The sequence below is a fragment of the Streptomyces flaveus genome (genome assembly GCF_014647675.1).
In the GTDB taxonomy this organism is placed as follows: Bacteria; Actinomycetota; Actinomycetes; order Streptomycetales; family Streptomycetaceae; genus Streptomyces; species Streptomyces flaveus.
Genome location: NZ_BMPQ01000058.1, coordinates 1 through 18,606, shown reverse-complemented (window position 1 = coordinate 18,606; position 18,606 = coordinate 1). Strand labels below are relative to the sequence as shown.

General features: G+C 70.2%; 17 protein-coding genes and 1 pseudogene. 12 read left to right on the top strand and 6 right to left on the bottom strand.

The window, feature by feature from the left end; genetic code table 11:
• The first annotated feature begins 22 nt into the window (after positions 1-22).
• The gene (locus IEZ21_RS45630) at positions 23-595 is read left to right on the top strand and encodes a helix-turn-helix domain-containing protein (protein WP_189327703.1); all 573 of its coding nucleotides are present in this window, start codon (positions 23-25) and stop codon (positions 593-595) included.
• Positions 596-638: 43 nt separating this feature from the next.
• Positions 639-1,196, top strand: coding sequence for a YbaK/EbsC family protein (locus IEZ21_RS45625; protein ID WP_189327702.1), 558 nt, complete (start codon positions 639-641; stop codon positions 1,194-1,196).
• A 9-nt stretch (positions 1,197-1,205) separates the two neighbouring features.
• Here the strand turns inward: IEZ21_RS45625 and IEZ21_RS45620 are convergent, their stop codons facing one another.
• On the bottom strand, positions 1,206-2,291 hold the full coding sequence (locus IEZ21_RS45620; protein ID WP_189327701.1) for a cation diffusion facilitator family transporter: 1,086 nt from the start codon (positions 2,289-2,291) through the stop codon (positions 1,206-1,208).
• 62 nt (positions 2,292-2,353) lie between these two features.
• Here IEZ21_RS45620 and IEZ21_RS45615 point away from each other — a divergent pair, with 62 nt between their 5' ends.
• Complete coding sequence (locus IEZ21_RS45615) at positions 2,354-2,713, top strand: ArsR/SmtB family transcription factor (RefSeq protein ID WP_189327700.1); 360 nt, start codon at positions 2,354-2,356, stop codon at positions 2,711-2,713.
• Positions 2,714-2,722: 9 nt separating this feature from the next.
• Here the strand turns inward: IEZ21_RS45615 and IEZ21_RS45610 are convergent, their stop codons facing one another.
• Entirely contained in the window at positions 2,723-4,270 is a 1,548-nt protein-coding gene (locus IEZ21_RS45610) for an FAD-dependent oxidoreductase (protein ID WP_189327699.1), read from the bottom strand.
• Between the two features lie 127 nt (positions 4,271-4,397).
• Here IEZ21_RS45610 and IEZ21_RS45605 point away from each other — a divergent pair, with 127 nt between their 5' ends.
• From IEZ21_RS45605 to IEZ21_RS45595, 3 genes are all read left to right on the top strand, one after another.
• Positions 4,398-4,577, top strand: coding sequence for a hypothetical protein (locus tag IEZ21_RS45605; protein WP_033327356.1), 180 nt, complete (start codon positions 4,398-4,400; stop codon positions 4,575-4,577).
• A gap of 100 nt (positions 4,578-4,677) precedes the next feature.
• Positions 4,678-6,948, top strand: coding sequence for a catalase (locus IEZ21_RS45600; protein WP_189327698.1), 2,271 nt, complete (start codon positions 4,678-4,680; stop codon positions 6,946-6,948).
• A 34-nt stretch (positions 6,949-6,982) separates the two neighbouring features.
• Entirely contained in the window at positions 6,983-7,798 is an 816-nt protein-coding gene (locus IEZ21_RS45595; RefSeq protein WP_189327697.1) for a VOC family protein, read from the top strand.
• Positions 7,799-7,822: 24 nt separating this feature from the next.
• Here the strand turns inward: IEZ21_RS45595 and IEZ21_RS45590 are convergent, their stop codons facing one another.
• Positions 7,823-8,230, bottom strand: a complete 408-nt coding sequence (locus IEZ21_RS45590) for a CoA-binding protein (RefSeq protein ID WP_189327696.1) — start codon at positions 8,228-8,230, stop codon at positions 7,823-7,825.
• 258 nt (positions 8,231-8,488) lie between these two features.
• Here IEZ21_RS45590 and IEZ21_RS45585 point away from each other — a divergent pair, with 258 nt between their 5' ends.
• The 3 genes from IEZ21_RS45585 to IEZ21_RS45575 all read left to right on the top strand — a co-directional run bounded on the left by IEZ21_RS45585 (position 8,489) and on the right by IEZ21_RS45575 (position 11,728).
• Positions 8,489-8,926 carry a DUF2637 domain-containing protein gene (locus IEZ21_RS45585; protein WP_189327695.1) on the top strand — a complete coding sequence of 146 codons (438 nt, stop codon included), beginning with the start codon at positions 8,489-8,491 and terminating at the stop codon, positions 8,924-8,926.
• A 401-nt stretch (positions 8,927-9,327) separates the two neighbouring features.
• The gene (locus IEZ21_RS45580) at positions 9,328-11,298 is read left to right on the top strand and encodes a sensor histidine kinase (RefSeq protein ID WP_189327694.1); all 1,971 of its coding nucleotides are present in this window, start codon (positions 9,328-9,330) and stop codon (positions 11,296-11,298) included.
• 13 nt (positions 11,299-11,311) lie between these two features.
• Positions 11,312-11,728, top strand: a complete 417-nt coding sequence (locus tag IEZ21_RS45575; protein WP_189327693.1) for a roadblock/LC7 domain-containing protein — start codon at positions 11,312-11,314, stop codon at positions 11,726-11,728.
• 413 nt (positions 11,729-12,141) lie between these two features.
• Here the strand turns inward: IEZ21_RS45575 and IEZ21_RS45570 are convergent, their stop codons facing one another.
• Entirely contained in the window at positions 12,142-14,613 is a 2,472-nt protein-coding gene (locus tag IEZ21_RS45570) for a SpoIIE family protein phosphatase (RefSeq protein WP_189327692.1), read from the bottom strand.
• 364 nt (positions 14,614-14,977) lie between these two features.
• Complete coding sequence (locus tag IEZ21_RS45565) at positions 14,978-15,760, bottom strand: IclR family transcriptional regulator (RefSeq protein WP_189327691.1); 783 nt, start codon at positions 15,758-15,760, stop codon at positions 14,978-14,980.
• 158 nt (positions 15,761-15,918) lie between these two features.
• Between IEZ21_RS45565 and IEZ21_RS45560 the strand changes: the two genes are divergently transcribed.
• From IEZ21_RS45560 to IEZ21_RS47145, 3 genes are all read left to right on the top strand, one after another.
• Positions 15,919-16,629 carry a CoA transferase subunit A gene (locus tag IEZ21_RS45560; protein WP_189327714.1) on the top strand — a complete coding sequence of 237 codons (711 nt, stop codon included), beginning with the start codon at positions 15,919-15,921 and terminating at the stop codon, positions 16,627-16,629.
• A 12-nt stretch (positions 16,630-16,641) separates the two neighbouring features.
• Positions 16,642-17,316, top strand: coding sequence for a 3-oxoacid CoA-transferase subunit B (locus IEZ21_RS45555; RefSeq protein WP_189327690.1), 675 nt, complete (start codon positions 16,642-16,644; stop codon positions 17,314-17,316).
• Between the two features lie 137 nt (positions 17,317-17,453).
• Positions 17,454-17,921, top strand: coding sequence for a hypothetical protein (locus tag IEZ21_RS47145; protein WP_213089434.1), 468 nt, complete (start codon positions 17,454-17,456; stop codon positions 17,919-17,921).
• 129 nt (positions 17,922-18,050) lie between these two features.
• On the opposite strand, the pseudogene IEZ21_RS45545 reads toward IEZ21_RS47145, so the two are convergent.
• A pseudogene (locus tag IEZ21_RS45545) lies at positions 18,051-18,197 on the bottom strand (IS5/IS1182 family transposase); the annotation flags it as partial.
• Positions 18,198-18,606 lie beyond the last annotated feature (409 nt).

Here is an 18,606-nt window from a genome sequence, read left to right as displayed (position 1 = left end):
CATTCATAATATTGGACTTGATGTGTCGGACCTCAACCTGCTGACCCAGTCCCTGGCGCGCAACGTCAAGCGCTGGCGCAGCGAGCGCGGCTTCACCCTGGAGACGCTCGCCGCTCGCGCCGGGGTCAGCCGCGGCATGCTCATCCAGATCGAGCAGGCGCGCACCAACCCCAGCCTCGGCACCGTCGTCAAGATCGGCGACGCCCTCGGCATCAGCATCACCACCCTGCTCGACTACGAGCAGGGCCCGAAGGTCCGCATCGTCCCGGCCGAGCAGGCCGTACGGCTCTGGCACACCGACGCCGGCAGCTACAACCGGCTCCTCGCGGGCGCCGAGGCGCCCGGCCCGCTGGAGATGTGGGACTGGCTGCTGATGCCGGGCGAGGGCAGCTCCTCGGACGCGCACCCGGCCGGCACGGTCGAACTCATCCATGTCACGGCGGGCGAGCTGACGCTCACCGTCGACGGCACGGAGCACCGGGTCCCCGCGGGCGCGAGCGCCTCCTTCGAGGCCAACGTCCCCCATACGTACGCCAATTCGGGCGACGTACCGCTGGAGATGGTCATGACGGTGTCGGTCCCGGGCGTGCACTGAGACACCCGTCGAAGGCCGCCGGCCCTCCTGTTAGCGTGCGGGCATGCGCGCACCGATCGGACACTTCGACAACGCCACGCCCGCGCCCGACTGCCTCGACGAACTGACCCGCCCGGTCGCCGACGCCGTACGCCACTGGCGCGGCAACGTTCCCGCCGAGCAGATCGTGTACGTCGACACCGAGCCGGACTGGGCCGACACCGCCACGTTCCTCGAGCACTACGGTCCGGAACTCCTCGACCAGTCCGCCAACTGCGTGGTCGTCGCGGGTAAGCGCGGCGGGGAGAGCACGCTCGCCGCCTGCGTCGTGCTCTCCGGCACCCGGGTCGATGTGAACGGCGTGGTCCGGCGCCAACTCGGCGCGCGCAAGGCGTCGTTCGCGCCGATGGACACGGCCACCGGCGAGACCGGGATGGAGTACGGCGGGATCACGCCGATCGGGCTCCCCGCCGACTGGCCGCTGCTCGTGGACTCGGCGGTGGTCGATCTGCCGTACGTCCTGGTCGGCAGCGGCCGTCGGCGCGGGAAGCTGTTGGTGCCGGGGAAGGCGTTCGCGGAGTTGCCGAACGCTGTCGTGCTGGAGGGGCTCGGCGTCGCCTGACCGCGTCGGTCACGCCGTGTGGTGGGCCAGGGCCAGGTGGGGATCCGTCTCGCCGGGCGCGGGTGACGGGTCGGCGTGGACCAGAGCCGCGGTGAGCCCGGGAACGGCGTGCAGCAGGGCGTGCTCGGCCTCGACGGCCACGCGGTGCGCCTGGCGTACGGTCACGTCGCCGTCCACGACCACCGCCACCTCGGCCCGCAGCCGGTGGCCGATCCAGCGCAGCCGCAGCTCGCCGACGGCCTGCACGCCCGGCACCTCCCGCAGCGCCCGCTCGGCCTTGTCCACCAGCGCCGGGTCGATCGCGTCCAGCACCCGGCGGAAGACCTCGCGCGCGGCGTCGCGCAGGACCAGCAGCAGGGCCGCCGTGATCGCCAAGCCCACGATGGGGTCGGCGAGTTGCCAGCCGAGCGCCGCGCCGCCCGCGCCCAGCAGGACGGCGAGTGAGGTGAAGCCGTCCGTGCGCGCGTGCAGGCCGTCCGCGACGAGCGCGGCCGAGCCGATCGCGCGGCCGACGCGGATGCGGTAGCGGGCCACCCATTCGTTGCCCGCGAAGCCGATGACGGCCGCGGCGGCGACGACCGGAATGTGCGTGACCGGGCGCGGATCGAGCAGCCGGTCGACCGCCGTCAAGGCCGCGAAGACCGCGGACCCGGCGATCGTCAGCACGATCACGAGGCCCGCCAGGTCCTCGGCCCGGCCGTAGCCGTACGTGAACCGTCGCGTGGCCGCGCGCCGGCCCAGCACGAAGGCGATCCCGAGGGGTACGGCGGTGAGCGCGTCGGCGGCGTTGTGCACGGTGTCGCCCAGCAGCGCGACCGAACCGGAGACCACGACGACGCCCGCCTGCGCCGCGGCGGTCACGCCGAGCACGGCCAGTGAGACCCACAGGGCCCGGATGCCGCGGGCGGAGGACTCCAGGGCGGCGTCGACCTTGTCGGCGCTCTCGTGGGAGTGGGGGGTGAGGAGGTGGCTCAGCCGGTGGAGCGGACGGGAGAGGCGCCCGCGTTGCCCGTGCTCGTGCCCTTTGCGCTCGTGCCCGTGATGTTCGTGATGCCCGTGCTCAGGATGGCCGTGGCCGTGGTGCTCGGCGCTCACAAGGGTCCCCTTTCCATACGCGGGAGTGGACTCGGCGAGGCCCACGGAGTCATTATGTGCGTATGAGCGCACGCATGCACCTATCACCTGCGCAGGATGCGCATCCGCGTACCCCCGGCGAGGAGCAGTTCGCCCTCGCCGCCGAAGTCCTGGCCCTCCTCGGCGACCGCACCCGGCTCGCCCTGCTGCACGCCCTCACCGACGACGAGGCCGACGTCACGACGCTCACGGAGCGGTGCGGCGCCGCCCGCCCGGCGGTCAGCCAGCATCTGGCGCGGCTACGTCTCGCGGGCCTGGTGAACACCCGCAAGGAGGGCCGCCGGGTCATCTACTCCCTGCGGGACGGCCATCTGCGCCGGGTCGTGGACGAGGCGCTCAACCTCGCCGACCACCGGCTGAGCGGCCGGCCCGCCCACGACTAGGGCCGCTCGTCAGCCCTCCGGCGGCTCCTCTTCGTGCACGTCTCGCTGCTCCAGGGCATGCGTCGCCGGGCCCTGCACCACCCGGCCGTCCGTGTCGAAGCGCGAGCCGTGGCACGGGCACTCCCAGGCGCGCTCCGCCGCGTTGAACGCGACCAGGCACCCCATGTGCGTACACCTCGCGGACACGGCGTGCGGGCGACCGTCCTCGTCGCGGTAGACCGCGCAGCGCTGTCCGCCGTGTCGGACGACGGCGCCGGTGCCGGGCGTGATGTCGGCCAGGGTGTCGGCGTGCGACGGTGGGAGGCGGTCGCCGACGAAGTGCCGGGCCACCGTCGCCTGGTGCCTGAGGAAGGCCGGGGCCTCACGGAGTACGGAACGCAGGCGCCGCGGATCGTACAGCTCGGCCCACGGCGGGCGGTCGCCGGTGATCAGCCCGGTCAGCAGCCGACCGGCCATGATGCCGCCGCTGAGTCCCCAGCCGCCGAAGCCTGTCGCCACGTACGCGTGGCGGGACAGCGGGGGCAGTGGGCCGACGAGCGGCACGGTGTCGGTGGAGTCGTTGTCCTGCGTGGCCCACCGGTAGGTGGGCGTGATGTCGGGGAAGTGCTCCTCGGCCCAGTCGGTGAGGCGTGCGAACCGTTTGTCGGTGTCGCCGGTGCCGGGGGTGAAGTGCTCGCCGGTGACGATCAGCAGCCGCCGGCCGTCCTCGTACGGGGCGGTGCGGACCGAGCGGGTGTCCTCCTCGGGCGTGATGTACATGCCGTCGGTATCCCGGTCCGCGGAGATCGGTGCGGCTACGACGAGTTCGCGGCGCGGGGAGAGCCGGGTGAACAACAGTGCTCGGTCGAAGACCGGATAGTGCGTGGCGATCACGACATGGCCGGCGGTCACCCGCGCCCCGGTCTCGGTCGTCAGACGGCAGGCATCGCCCGTCTCGAGGCCGAGGACCCGGGTGCGCTCGTGGAGGAGGGCGCCCCGGGCCCGTAGATCCTCGGCGAGGGCGAGGAGGTACTTGCGCGGGTGGAACTGGGCTTGATGCGCGACGCGGACCGCCCCGGCCACGGAGTAGGGAAGACCCGTCTCGGTCACGAACTCCGCGTCGAGGCCGGCCTCGCGGGCGGCCTGAGCCTCGGCGCGGATCTCGTCGGTCCGGCGCTCGTCCCGGGTGTAGGTGAACGCGCTCCTGCGCTCCCAGTCGCAGTCGATGCGCAGCTCGTCGACGACGGCCGCGGCGTGCTCGATCGCCTCGGTCTGCGAGCGTGCGTACAGGCGTGCCGCCTCCGGGCCACGGGTCCGGCGCAGCCGGTCGTAGATCAGCGTGTGCTGGACGGAGAGCTTCGCGGTGGTGTGGCCGGTGACGCCCGCGGCGACGCGGTCGGCCTCAAGGACCGCGACACTGCGCCCGGCGTGGGCCAGCTCCCAGGCCGTGCTGAGTCCGGCGATGCCCGCGCCGACCACGGCCACGTCGACGGTCACATCCGTGTCGAGCGGTGGATACGTCTCGCCGGGTGCCGTGTCCATCCAGTACGAGCCCCGGATGTCTGCTTTCTCGGTCATGAGCTCCGAGTCCCCTCGAGCCGCGGGCCGAAGCGTCCGCCCGGCCCGGGCGCGGAACGCACCGCCCGTTTGGAACGCGGGCGCCGGGTACTCGGAGCCACGAGCGGAAGACGTAGGAGGTGCCCTCATGGAACCCGGCACCAGCGCGGACATCGAGTCGGCCGGCGTCGAGCCGGTGATCGCGGAGCGCAGGACCGAAGACGGTGCGCGCGCTGTTCTTTCAGTTCGCCGCGAGGCCCGCAGGGAACAGCGGGGTGAGCAGGAGCCCGCGGGCCTTCAGAGCAACATCATCCTGGGCGAGGACTGATCGCTCCGCGCGGCCCGGGTCGGCGAAGGCGGGCTGGTTCAAGGGTTCGGTCGGGGGTACCCAGGCGGCGCAGAACACTCCCCGACCTCTTGGAAGTGCGATGAGCGACAAGAACCCGCTGAAGGCCGCAGCGCACAAGGCAGGCGACGTACTGCGCGAAGACGGCCCGGCGGACGGCGTCCCCGGCAAGCCCGGAGCACACACGCCGTCAGTCGCCGAACCGACCGAACCCCACGCACCCCTCCCGCCCAAACCCGACCAGAGCGCGCCCGAGACGGTCAGCCCCACGGGACGACCGACGGGCGCAGATCAGTCCACCAACGCCCAGGGTGACGCCTACCTGACGACGGCCCAGGGAGCCAGGCTCTACGACACCGACCACTCGCTGAAGGCCGGGGAGCGTGGGCCGGTCCTGCTGCAGGACCACCATCTGCGGGAGAAGATCACCCACTTCGACCACGAGCGCATCCCCGAGCGGGTCGTGCACGCGCGCGGTGCCGCCGCGCACGGCGTCTTCCGGAGCTATGGCACCGCCGCGAAGGTCACCAAGGCGGCCTTCCTGACCGGCGAGGCCGAGACACCGGTGTTCGTACGGTTCTCCACGGTGCTCGGCTCGCGGGGCTCCTCGGACACGGTGCGTGACACCCGGGGCTTCGCGACGAAGTTCTACACCGGCGAGGGCACCTTCGACCTGGTCGGGAACAACATCCCGGTCTTCTTCATCCAGGACGCGGTCAAGTTCCCGGACATCATCCACGCCGGAAAGCCGCACCCCGACCGGGAGATCCCCCAGGCACAGAGCGCCCACGACACGTTCTGGGACTTCGTCACGCTGCACACCGAGGCCACTCACCACACGCTGTGGAACATGTCCGACCGGGCCATCCCGCGCTCGTTCCGCATGATGGAGGGCTTCGGCGTGCACACCTTCCGGCTGGTCAACGCCGAGGGCGCCACCACGCTGGTGAAGTTCCACTGGAAGCCGAAGCTCGGCGTGCACTCCCTGGTGTGGGAGGAGGCGCAGTTGATCAACGGCATCGACCCGGACTTCCACCGGCGCGACCTCGCCGACGCCATCGAGGCCGGCGCCTACCCGCAGTGGGAACTGGGCATCCAGACCTTCCCGGACAACGCCGAGCAGACCTTCGAGGGCATCGACCTGCTCGACCCGACGAAGGTCGTCCCGGAGGAGCTGGCACCCGTACAGCCCGTGGGCCTGCTGACGCTGAACGCCAACCCGTCGAACTTCTTCGCCGAGACCGAGCAGGTCGCCTTCCACCCCGGCCACCTCGTGCCCGGCATCGACATCACCGACGACCCGCTGCTGGCCGGCCGGCTCTTCTCCTACCTGGACACCCAGATCTCCCGCCTGGGCGGGCCGAACTTCGCGCAGCTCCCCGTCAACCGCACCCACGCCCCCGTCAACGACATGCACCGGGACGGCATGCACCAGACGGCCGTCCACACCGGAGCGGCGCCCTACCGGCCCAACTCCCTCGACGGAGGCTGCCCGTTCCTCGCGGGCGCCGACACCGGCGCGTACATCGAGACGCCCGTGGAGGTGCCGACAGGCCGGAAGCAACGCGAGGCCCCGGCCTCCTTCTCGGACCACTTCAGCCAGCCCCGGCTCTTCTGGCGCAGCATGTCCCCGGTGGAGCGCGAGCACATCATCGCGGCGTACACCTTCGAGCTGGGCAAGTGCTACGAGCGGGCCGTCAAGGAGCGCGGGCTCCAGGTGCTCGCCAACATCGACCCCGAACTGTGCGAGCAGGTCGCCACCGGTCTCGGCCTGCCCGCACCCGAGGCCACTGTTCCCCTGACGGCCGTCGAACCCAGCCCCGCCCTCTCACAGCTGGGCCACACCTGGCCGCTGGACGGGCGCGTCATCGGCATCGTCACCGACGAGCGCGGGGACCTCGACGGCGTACGCACCGTGCGCCGGGCGGTCCTGGACGCGGGCATGGTCCCGCTGGTGATCGCCCCGGCCGGTGGCAAGCTCGACGCGGAGGGCGAGCCCGTCCAGGTGCAGCGCACCTTCGCGACCGCCCGGTCCGTGGAGTACGACGCCATCGTGCTGGCGGGCGCTCCGGGCCCCGGGAACGACGCCTACGGAGCGCGGGACGCCAAGGCGGGGGATGCTGGTACGGAAACAGCCACGGATCCGCGGGTGCTTCTGATGCTGTCGGAGGCCTACCGGCACGGGAAGGCCATCGGAGGCTGGGCGGGTGCCGAAACCGCCCTCGATGCCGCGGGCGTCCCGGCCGGTGCGCCGGGCGTCGTGACCGCGGACAGCGGCACGAGCGCCCTGGAACAGATCACCCGGCTGCTGGGCGAACACCGCGTCTGGGAGCGATTCGGCACCGGCGGCTGAGCACATCGGTCAGGGAAGCCAGGACGGTACTGCCATGAACCGTGACACCACAGTTCAAGACGATGTCATCTCCAGCGAGTCCGTGTTCGGCGCCCCGTGCTGGGTCAGCCTGACGGCACGCGACGAAGCCGCAGCGGAGGACTACTACCACGCGGTGTTCGGCTGGAAGTTCCGCTCGGTCGCGCTGGGCGACCGGTTCCGCATCGCGTACGCGAACGATGTGCCGGTCGCGGGCATCTCGGCTGTGGCCTCCATGTGGCAGATGGCCGTCGCCTGGACCCCCTACTTCGCCGTGTCCAGCGCCGACGAGGCCGTGGCCCGGGGGCAGGAACGCGGCGGCACGACAGCGGTCGGCCCGATCGCGTTCCCGCCGGGCCGGGCCGCTCTCCTCGCGGACCGCGACGGAGCGGTCTTCGGCATCTGGGAGGGCCGCCTCATCTCCGGCTGGGAGTCCTGGCGCCGGGCCGCCCCCGCCTTCGTACGCCTGCACACCCGCGACGCCTTCGACGCCGCCATGTTCTACGGCGAGGTCCTCGAGTGGGCCTCCCCGAAACCCGGCTGCTGCGAGGTCCACTACGAGGCGGACGAGGTCGTCCTGCGCAGCGAGGGCGAGATCGTGGCCCGGATCCACTCCGGCGCCGTGGAGGCGGCGCCCGACCCCACGATCCGGCCGCACTGGCAGATCCACTTCGCGGTCCCCGACGTCGAGGCCTGCGTCGGCGCCGCGCGGGCCCACGGCGGTACCGTCGTCCGGGTCGGCACGTCGCACACGGAGACGCCTCCGACGGAGGCGGTGCTCCGGGACCCCGACGGGGCGCAGTTCACGGTGACGTCGCGCAAGAACCGCTGAGGACCGGCCTGCGGTTCGCGGATCTCAGCCGAGCTTCGGGATCTCGATGGCAGGGCAGCGATCCATGATCATGTCGAGGCCCACCGCGCGAGTCCGCTCGTACGCCGCCTCGTCGATGACGCCCAGCTGGAACCAGACGGCCTTGGCGCCCTTGGCCACGGCTTCGTCGGCGACCGCGCCGGCGAGCTCGCTGTTGACGAAGACGTCCACAACGTCGACTTCGAAGGGAATGGCTTCAAGGGACGGATAGCCCTGCTCCCCGTGGACGGTCTCGGATTTCGGGTGTACGGGGACGATCCGCTTGCCGTAGCGCTGCAGTACGTCTGCGACTCCGTACGCGGCCCGCCGCTGATTCGAGGAGAGGCCGACGATCGCCCAGGTGTCGCCGAGTTCTGTGAGGATCTTGCGGACGGTGTCTGTCTCGCTGTGCACGCTGTGCCTCCCATGGGCCAGATGTTCGCCGCAGGAGGGAACGACCGTCGGCTGCGCGTCATTCCCGGCGCCTGAGAAGAGGGGATCCAACCCTCTTCCCTGCGCAGGTTCGAGTCCCCGGCGGGGCGTGCAGCAGAAGGATGGCGGGCTGAGCTGGGCGTTTCGGTGGGGAAGCTTGTCCTTGAGGGCAGTTTTTCCCCTACGGCACGCGGGAGGGCTGCGCGGTGAGGCGGGCCTGTCGTAGGGCTTGGGGCCGGCTTGGAGGCGTGGGTTCGGCGTACGGGGGCCTTGGCGGTCGCGGGGGTGGCGGCGTACGCCTCGTACGTCCACCAGCGGGAGTTCGCGTTGCAGGGTGGGGCGGACCGGGCCAGCGCGACGCTGTGGCCGCTGTCGGTCGACGGCTTGCTCCTCCTGGCGACGGCCGGGGTCCTGAAACAGCCTGCCGCACGTGACCGGCGTACACGATATGTGGTGCGGCTGGCCTTTCTGCTCGGGATCGGTGTCTCGCTGGCAGCCAATGTGGCGGCGGCGCCCGCCATCGTTCTGGAAAGGAAGAGACCGAGCACCGTAGACGAGGTGACCGAGGAAGCTGAGGCAGAAATTCCCCGGGGTCACGGGAAAGAGCATGTCGGAGCCGTGAGGGATGAGGACGGCCGTGGTCAGGAGTCCGCACCAGATGAAGACAAGACGCCGTAGCCGACGACAAGGCTGTCCACGTGGCGCATGACGACGATTGAGGCGTATGCCCGGGGGACCGCGGAAGCGGTATCCGCCCTGGCTTGATCCGATCCTGTGAGACGTCCGCGCGGGTTGGGCCGTCAGTGGTCGGGTCGGTGGCCGGGACGGGCGGTGGCGGGTGGTATCCACCGGGCAGATGACCCTGATCCAGCACCGCAATGGTGAGAGGGCTAGGCGTCGGGGCCGATCTGGCCCATGATCGTCGTCAGCCGGCCGACGCCCGTTGCTTGAAGCACGGCCCGTCGGTGCACCCATGCGCCGCTGCCCGGTAACGGGTCGGCGGTACGGCTCGACTCCCCCCACGGCTACGCACGCGAGTCACCGTATGCCTGGATTCACCGCGAGGAGACGAACCACAGATGCAGTTCCTCGTCCGCAGCAACTGGGCGCAGACCATGGGCGACGCATTGAGCTGGCGCACCATCCGCGGGCGCATGACGGTCATCCTCGCCGTACCCACCTGCCTGCTGCTGGTGGTGGTCGGCCTGGCCGTCGACGACCACCTCCAGGACTACCGGGACGCCCGCGACACCAGGGCGCAGATCGACGTGACGCTGCGCATCCAGGATCTGGTGCACAATCTGCAGGCGGAACGCACCTTCACCAACGGCCTGCTTGCCGGCGACAAGAGCTACCGCAACCGGCTCGACCGCCGCCGCGACCAGGTCGACGCCTTCCGGCGTGAGGTGCGTGAGGAGCCGGTCGTGGCCGTGGCGATGAATCGCCTCGAACAGCTGACCGCGATCCGCGACAGCGTGGACTCCGGCTCAGCCGACCGGACGAAGACCCACACCTACTACACCGGCGTGATCGGTGCGCTCAACGCCGCGGACCCCACCGCCGACAAGGTCACTCGCGGCGACCGGCGGTTGCGCGACGATCTGGCCGCCCTGCAGGCCCTCGCCGAAGCGAAGGAGGCCGGCAGCCAGGAGGGCAGCCTGCTCAGCGGCGTCCTGGCCGCGGGGTCCTTCCGGGGGACGAACTTCCTGGACTTCGTGGACAGACGCGTGACCCGCATCTCCGCCATGAGTCGCTTCTTCGAGCTCGCCACTCCAGCGCAGCGCGACGCCGTCATGAAGATGTTCTCCTCGCCGGTGACCCGGCGCCTCGACACCATCGAGAACGCGGCTCTGAAGGCTTCCGACGGCTCACGGATCCGTGTCGACGGGACGGGGTTCGCCGACGACATGCTCCGCGTCGACGCCACCGTCCACCAGGCACAGCGCCGGGTCGACTCCGACGTACAGGCCCGTGCCAAGACTCTCAGCGACGAGGCCACCGCGTCCTTGGCCGGCTACCTCGCCCTCGGCGCGCTGGTGCTCGCCGCCCTCATCGCCGCCGCGGTCATGGCCGGCCGCTCCATCACCAGGCCCCTCAACGCGCTCGCCCGCGAGGCCGACGACGTCGCTCAGCGCCGCCTGCCTCAAACAATGGCCCGAATCCAGGCCGGTGAACTCGTTCCCGCCGAGGACGAAAGGCAACCGCAGCGCAGCGCACAGGAGATCACCAGGGTCGTCGCGGCGCTGCACAACGTCGAGCACGCCGCGCTCGGACTCGCCGCCGAGCAAGCTGTCCTGCGCCGCAACACCGCCGAGTCCCTCACCAGCCTCGGCCGCCGCAACCAGGGACTCGTCCGCCGCCAGCTGGCCCTCATCACCGCCCTGGAACAGCAGGAGCTCGACCCCGAGGCGCTGGCCGAACTCTTCGAACTCGACCATCTCGCCACCCGTATGCGCCGGAACGCGGAGAGCCTGCTCGTCCTGGTGGACGAACGCACGCCCCAGATCCGCACCACGACGGCCAGCAGTCTCGAGCTGGTGCAGTCCGCCATCGGAGAGGTCGAGCAGTACCGACGGGTCGCCATAGCCCAGATCGAGCCCCGCCGGATCAGCGGCCGCGCCGTCGCCGAGCTTTCCCACCTGCTCGCCGAGCTCGTCGAGAACGCCCTCACGTTCTCCGCACCGGAGCAGCCCGTGGAGGTGCATGGCTGGGGCGACCGCGGCGAGTTCGACATCGCCGTCGTCGACCACGGCGTCGGCATGTCCCCCGAGGACCTCGCCCGTGCCAACGCCCGCATCGCGGGGGAGGAGGCCTTCCTCGTCGCGCCCACCCGTTACCTCGGCCACTACGTTGTCGGCCGTCTCGCCCGCCGCCTCGGCGTCGAGGTCCTGCTCTCCGACACCCCGGGCGGAGGAGTGTCCGCTCTCGTCACTCTTCCCGCCCGGCTCCTCGCCCCCGACGACGACGCCGCACCGCCGGACCGGCGGAAGTACGTCTCCTCCATGCTCAACGGCTTCCGGGCGGGCGTCGCGCGCGCCGAGGCCAGATAGGAACACACCACCCGTGACTTCCGCACACCACAACCTCGGCTGGCTCGTCTCCGACTTTGCCCGCACCGCCGACGGCGTCACCCACGCGGTCGCTGTATCCTCCGACGGCCTGCTCATCGCCGCCTCCGACGGTCTCACCCGCGATCTGGCCGACCACCTGGCCGCCGTCGTGTCCGGCATCACCTCCCTCGCCCAGAACGCGGCGCAGGCGCACGGCTTCCGCGGCATGAAACTCGTCATGATCGAAATGCTCGACGGCTTCATGCTGGTAAACCACATGCGCGACGGCTCCTGCCTGGGCGTCCTCGCCGAAGAGGGGTGCGACGTCGGCCTCATCGGTTACGAGATGGCCGTCCTCGCCGACCGTGCCGGCGCACTCCTCACGCCGCAACTCCACGGTGCAGTTCGGCAGGCGCCGCTCATGCGCTGAGTTCTCGCCACTGGCCAGGCTTGCCGCCGTCTCCTCACCACAAGGTCGGCACGGAACCACGGCCAACAGCTTGAACTACAAGTCGCCGGCAGCAGGGGGCGCCAGGCGTTGCCCGAACTGCACGGACCTGGAGAATGCGCATCTCCATGCCGCCGAGCATCGCGCCCGCGTAGGAGCTCGCCGTGGTGGCCCGAGCGGTCGTGGGACAGACCCACCACCGACTCCGTGGATCATGTCACTGACAAACAGTGGTGTCGTCTTCGGACGCTCTCAGCCTGACGTGGCTGACCGGGCTGGCGGATCGGCCGAGTTCGGGTGCGGTCGAGGGAGCGGCGCCGATCAGGAGAGCCAGCTCAGTGAAGATGGGCGTCCGGACATGGGGTCAGGGGAGCGGTGAGCGTCGCAGAGTTGCCTCAGCCTCTCGCAGGGTGCCGGCTGTCGCGCTCGCGCGCACGCTCGTCCGGCAGGGGCTGTTCGGCCCAGATCGTCTTGCCGACGGAGGTCTGGCGGCTGCCCCAGCGCTCGGCGACCTGGGCGACGAGCAGCAATCCGCGTCCGCCCTCGTCGAAGACGCGGGCCCGCCGCAGGTGCGGGGCGGTGCTGCTGCCGTCGGAGACTTCGCAGATGAGTGCGTCGGCGCGGATGAGCCGCAGCTGGACGGGGTCGTTGCCGTAACGGATGGCGTTGGTGACCAGCTCGCTTACGATCAGCTCGGTGGCGAACTCGAGCTCGGCCAGCCCCCAGGCGTCCAGCTGCTCGGCCGCCACCTTGCGGGCCCCGGCGACGGCCGCGGGATCCATGGGCAGCGGCCAGGTGTGTACCTGGCCGGCGCCGAGTGTGGAGGTGCGGGCCAGGAGCAGGACGATGTCGTCGGCAGAGGGGTCGGGCCGTACCTTGCGCAGCACTTCGTCGCAGGTTCCCTCCAGGTCGGCGGCCGGGCGGCGCAGCGCTTCACTCAGCAGCTCGAGTCCGACATCGATGTCGCGGCCGGGGGCCTCGATCAGGCCGTCGGTGTAGAGGGCGAGCAGGCTGCCCTCGCCCATGTCGATCCGGGCGGTCTCGAAGGGCAGTCCGCCCAGGCCGAGCGGTGGCCCGGCGGGCAGGTCCAGGACTTGTGCGGTGCCGTCGGGGGTTACCAGCACGGGCGGCGGGTGCCCTGCCCGTGCCAGGTCACAGCGGCCTGCGACGGGGTCGTAGACGGCGTAGAGGCAGGTGGCACCGACTTCTCCGGAAGCCTCCTCCGCCTGCCCACGCATGTCCGGCCCCTCCTCCCGGTCGAGGCGGATGACCAGGTCGTCCAGCCGGGTGAGCAGCTCGTCGGGTGTGAAATCGGCGTCGGCGAGGGTGCGTACGGCGGTGCGCAGGCGGCCCATCGTGGCCGCGGCGTGCACGCCGTGGCCCACGACGTCGCCCACCACCAGCGCGACCCGTCCCCCGGACAGTGCGATGACGTCGAACCAGTCTCCGCCGACCTCGCCCCCTGAACCGGCGGGGAGGTACCGGTAGGCGAGATCCGCCGCCTCCGCTCGTGGCAGCCGCTCGGGCAGCAGGCTGCGTTGGAGTGTGAGGGCGGTCCGGTGCTCGCGTGTGTAGCGGCGGGCGTTGTCGATGCTCAAGGCCGCCCTGGCGGCGATCTCCTCGGCGAGCGTCAGATCGTCCTGGACGAAGGGATCCGCGGTGCGGTGCCGCAGGAGGTGCATCACACCCAGGGTGACTCCCCGGGCGCGCAGCGGCACCATCATCACCGAATGGATCTTGAATCTCCTGATGCTCTCGGCACGGGCCGGGGAGGCCGCCGACCACTCGCGCAGCGGCGGGTCGCCCACACGGTAGAAGGCGCCCCGGCCGGTGTTCAGCGTCTGCGCCGGTGGCGAGCCGGGAGGGTAGACGTCGACGTCGCCCGCCGGGACCACGGATTCCGGGCACCCCCGGAGCACCGACCGTTGCGCGGTACGGCGGAAGACGACCGGCGTGGCGGGGGGTATCGGTTGCGGCTCGTGTCCCTGGACGACCGACTCCAGCAGGTCGACGGTGACGAAGTCGGCGAACCACCCCGCCACGGCCACCTCGGCCAGTTCCTCGGCAGTCCGGGTCACGTCCAGGGTGCTGCCGATGCGCACGCTGGCGTCGTTCAGCACGGCGAGGCGACGTCGGGCCCAGTACTGCTCGGTGATGTCGATCACCAACGCCGACATCCCCAGCACCTCGCCCGCCCGGTCCTTCAGCGGGGAGAGGAAGAGCGACCACGCGTGATCGCGGACCTCACCCGAGGCCCGGAAAGGCTGCTCCTCGCGGAAGATCATCTCGCCGGTGCGCACGACCTGGTGCTGAAGGCGGTCGATCTCGTCCAGGGGCGGGGTGGGATACATCTCCCACAACGTCAGACCCCTCATCTCCTCCGGCTTCAGCCCCATGGCACGGCTCATCACCTGGTTACAGGTGACGAACCGCGCCTCACTGTCGTAGACGGCCACGGGCAACGGAAGCTGGGCGAGCGTGAGGTCCCACAGCTGCCCCGCCCCCGCCTCGGTCGGCCCGGCGGCGTACGTGACCTCCGCCGGGGTGACGACCCAGTGGGTCCTGCCCTCCGCGTCCGCCAGCGGCGTGCCCCGGAGCTGCACGGTGACACGGTCTCCGTGCCGGTTCCGCAGCGTCAGATCACTCGTCCACGGTTCCCTGGCGGCCAGGTGGCGCCGCAGCGCGACGGGCAGCCTCGCGGCGAGCAGGCCGGCCGCCGGCCTGCCCACCACGTCCTCGGGCTCGTACCCGAGCAGGCGCCCGGCTCCCTCGCTCCACACCATGACGGCCCCGCGGGCGTCGATGACGACCGCGAAGTCCTCGGGTGCTGCCGCACCCCCTGCTCCTGTGTCGGGCTCGTTGTCCATGGGGTATCCCGACCTCGTTCCTGCCGCGGCCCAGAACGGCGCTGCGTCACGCGTCACGGGCGCTGCCTCCAGCATCCCGCCGCGGCCCACCCCGCTCAACCGGCCGCAGCAGGCACGCCGACTGCCAGGCCTCGGAAATCTGCGGGCACGTGACACCGTCCCGGGGTTTGCCGGTCCGGTCATGCAGGTAGGGCGGAATGGGCGGCGCGGATCCGCGGCCCCTCCCCTGTCCTCGGTTGCCGGAAGAGGCGCTGCGGGACCGGCGCCTGGCACTCCTGAAGACCGCCTACCTGGAACACGCCGCCCAGCACAACCTCCGTACGGTCGTGAGGTTCCACCAGCGGGTCGAGGAAGCCGCCGCCGGTCAGCGCCGGGCACCCGCGCCGGTGTTCAGCGTGCGACCGAGCGCGTGCGCCTCGCGCAGCAGGAGCGCGCCGAGTTCAGGTCTGCGCTCGGCGCGGAACCTGGTCTCCACACCCGTCACGGTCAGCGCCCACGCGGGCTGCCCGGCGTGGTCGAACACAGCCGCCGCCATGCCCCAGCTGCCTTCCACGACGAGTCCGGGGTTCACGGCGTAGCCGTCGATCCGGGTCTGCGCGATCCGCTCGCGCACCGCGTCCGGCGCATGTGCCTGCCCCCACCGGCCGACCAAGTCCCTGCCTGCCAGATAGGCGTCGATCTCGGTGTCGTCGAGGAACGACAGCACCGCCAGGCCCGCCGATACGACACCGAGGGGGAAGCGCGCGCCCTCATACAGCACGAAGGAGCGGATCGGAAAGTCTCCGTCCTCACGCAGCAGGCACACCGTCTCGTCACCCCGCCGGGCTGAGAAGAACGCGCTCTCTCCCGTCAAAGCTGCGAGCCGGTGCACGCTCTCACGTGCATGGCGGGTGATGTCGTAGCGAATGCCAGCCACCCCGCCGAGCAGATAGAGCTCGGGGCCGAGGAACCAACGCCCACTGCGTCGATCGCGGTCGACGAAGCCCTCCTCCGCCAACGAGGCAAGCAGTCGATGCACGGTCGGTCTCGGCAGGCTTGTCGCCCTCGCCAGTTCGGCGGTGCCCGCACCGGCCTCGTTGACCCCCGACAGCGCGCGAAGCAGAGCACTGACCCTGCCGACCAGGTGAGCTGCCGGGGTCGCGTCCATGGCCTCATCGTACGTCTACTCAGTGGACGCCATGTGCGGTACCCGCTCACCCGGCAATCGGTTCTCCCCACAGAAGCGCTGCTTCTTGCATGTCAAGCGTGCATGCGAGTTGACTCTGGCGCTCAGACAGTGAACGCACAGGGTGGGAGGTGGACGAGTTGATCAAGCTGCGCGCGATCGCGGAAGAGGCCTTGGCCGGCGTGCTGACCGATGGGATGACGATCGCCGTCGGCGGGTTCGGTCTCTGTGGTGTCCCGTACGACCTCATCGAGGTCGTACGGGACAGCGGGGTCACGGGGCTGACGGTCGTGTCCAACAACATGGGGGTCGACGGCAAGGGTCTCGGCCTGCTGCTGGAGAACCGCCAGGTGGCCAAGGTGATCGCCTCCTACGTCGGCGAGAACAAGCTGTTCGCCCAGCAGTACCTGGACAAGGTTCTCGACGTGGAGTTCTCCCCGCAGGGCACGCTCGCCGAGCGCATGCGCGCCGGCGGGGCGGGTATCCCGGCCTTCTACACGAGGACCGGTGTGGGCACGCCCGTCGCCGAGGGCAAGCCGCACGCCGAGTTCGACGGACACGTCCATGTCCAGGAGCGCGCGATCGTCGCCGACCTCGCACTCGTGCACGCCCACACCGCCGACCACGCGGGCAACCTGACGTACCGGGCCGCCGCACGCAACTTCAACCCCCTCGTAGCCACGTGTGGCCGGGTGACCGTCGCCGAGGCCGAGCACCTGGCTGAGGAGTTCATCAACCCCGAATCGGTCACCACCCCCGACATCTACGTGAGCCGTCTGGTGGTCGCACGCAAGCGGACCAAGGAAATCGAGCAGCGTACGGTCCGCCCCCGCGTGACCGTCGAAGCGTAGGAGTGACGACCCGTGCCCCGGACACGCGACGAGATGGCCGCGATCGCGGCCGCCGAACTTGACGACGGCAACTATGTAAATCTTGGCATCGGCATTCCGACCCTCGTGGCCAACCACATCCCCGACGGCGTCCGGGTGACGTTGCAGAGCGAGAACGGCATCCTCGGCCTCGGCCCGTTCCCCTGGGAAGGAGAAGAGGACGCCGACGTCATCAACGCGGGCAAACAGACAATCACCGTCAACCCCGGTGCGAGCTACTTCGACTCCGCGACGTCCTTCGGCATGATCCGCGGTGGCCACATCGACATCGCCATCCTGGGTGCTCTGCAGGTGAGTGCAAAGGGCGACCTCGCGAACTGGACCATCCCCGGTGCCCTCGTGAAGGGCATGGGCGGTGCCATGGACCTCGTGGTCGGCGCCCGCCGGATCGTGGTGCTCACCGACCACGTCGCCAAGGACGGAAGCCCGAAGATCGTCGACGACAGCACGCTGCCGCTGACCGCTGCCGGCGTGGTCGACCGCATCATCACCGATCTCGCCACCATCGATGTGAGCCGGGATGGCCTGCAACTGAGGGCACTCGCCCCGGGGGTCACCGAGGAGGAGGTTCGGGCGAAGACCGGCGCCCCGCTGCAGTTGTCCGCAGCGGCAGCCGCAGGAATCGGGAGCACCTCAAGAGTGGCGTGATCACGGACGGCGCGGTCGAGGGAGACTGCGCACCACGGCCGTGAAGCTCATTTGACGCTCGGTATCGTGCTACGTGATTCCGATGACACGCCGGGGCTTTGTCGCGCTTCGGCGTCTCGCCGGCCACCGTCTGCCGGGTGATCCAGCGCTGGGAAGCGGAAGCCGTCTTCGCCGAGCTCAAGATCCATCAACGCGGAGCCTGCATCGTGCTCAGCACGCAAAACCCCGACGGGCGTCCTGCAACAGATCTGGGCACATCTGCTGGTTCACCACGCGCTGCGCGAGCTGATGGTGAGAACCGCTGCCACCCGGGGCCTGGATGCCGACCGGGTCTCACCGAAACGCTGCGCTCCGCCCGGCGCAGCGTGACCGTCACGCCGGGCAGCTTTCCCTCTGATCTGCTGGTCAGGGCCCTGGTCGTGCTCCAGCACGACCTGCTCGAGCGTCTCCTGTCGCACAGACGCCTGCGCAGCCAGCCCCGCGTCGTCAAACGCAAGATGTCCGCCTACCGGCTCAAACGGGCCGAACACCACACCTGGCCCCAGCCCACCCGCACCGGCACCCCAGCAGTCCACATCCAACGACCCCAACCCGCGAACGCGTAAAGCAACAGCATTGGCTTTAAGGTGATTTGCCGTCGGTTGGCCCGCTGACCTGCGGCTGAAGGGTGCTGGAACTCAGTGTGCCTCCGGGTTGTATACCCGCTGTTCTCCGTGGTTCCCCGCACGACCTGGCAGGTGGGCGAGGGTGAGCAGGGCCTGGCGGCCGGCGCTCAGGCGCCGCCATCGGGTGCCGAGCACGCGGCGGTGTTCCCGCAGGCGCGTTGTGAGGAAGCGCAGGGCAGAGCTGGACAGGTCCAACCCGGACAGGTAGACAAGCACACGAAGCCTCTGGTGGAGACGGTTCTTCTTGGTCGAAAACCCATCTACCAGGGGCTTCACCACGTTGTCAGCCCAACTGCCGCATCACTGAGGCAGGTTGGAAAAGGCTCACTGACAGCGTTACTTGATCAGTAGGGCGTTTCTGTACCGTTCATAGACCAGACGGAATCTGGGTGCGAGACACGGAGCAAATGGGCGCCTAGGTCGGAGCCTGGAAGGCCGTGAAGCTGTATATAGGGAGCAAATCACTTCAAAGAGACCAAGCCGCAAGAGCGACGTAACGCCGCAAGCCATACCTAAATGCCCACTAAGAGGTCCTAACAAAGCCGTTGGGCATGGCGGTGGGTGATCAGGCAGATGGCGAGGCTGAGAAACGCTTCATGGATGTCGTCGCGTTGTTCCCAGCGGA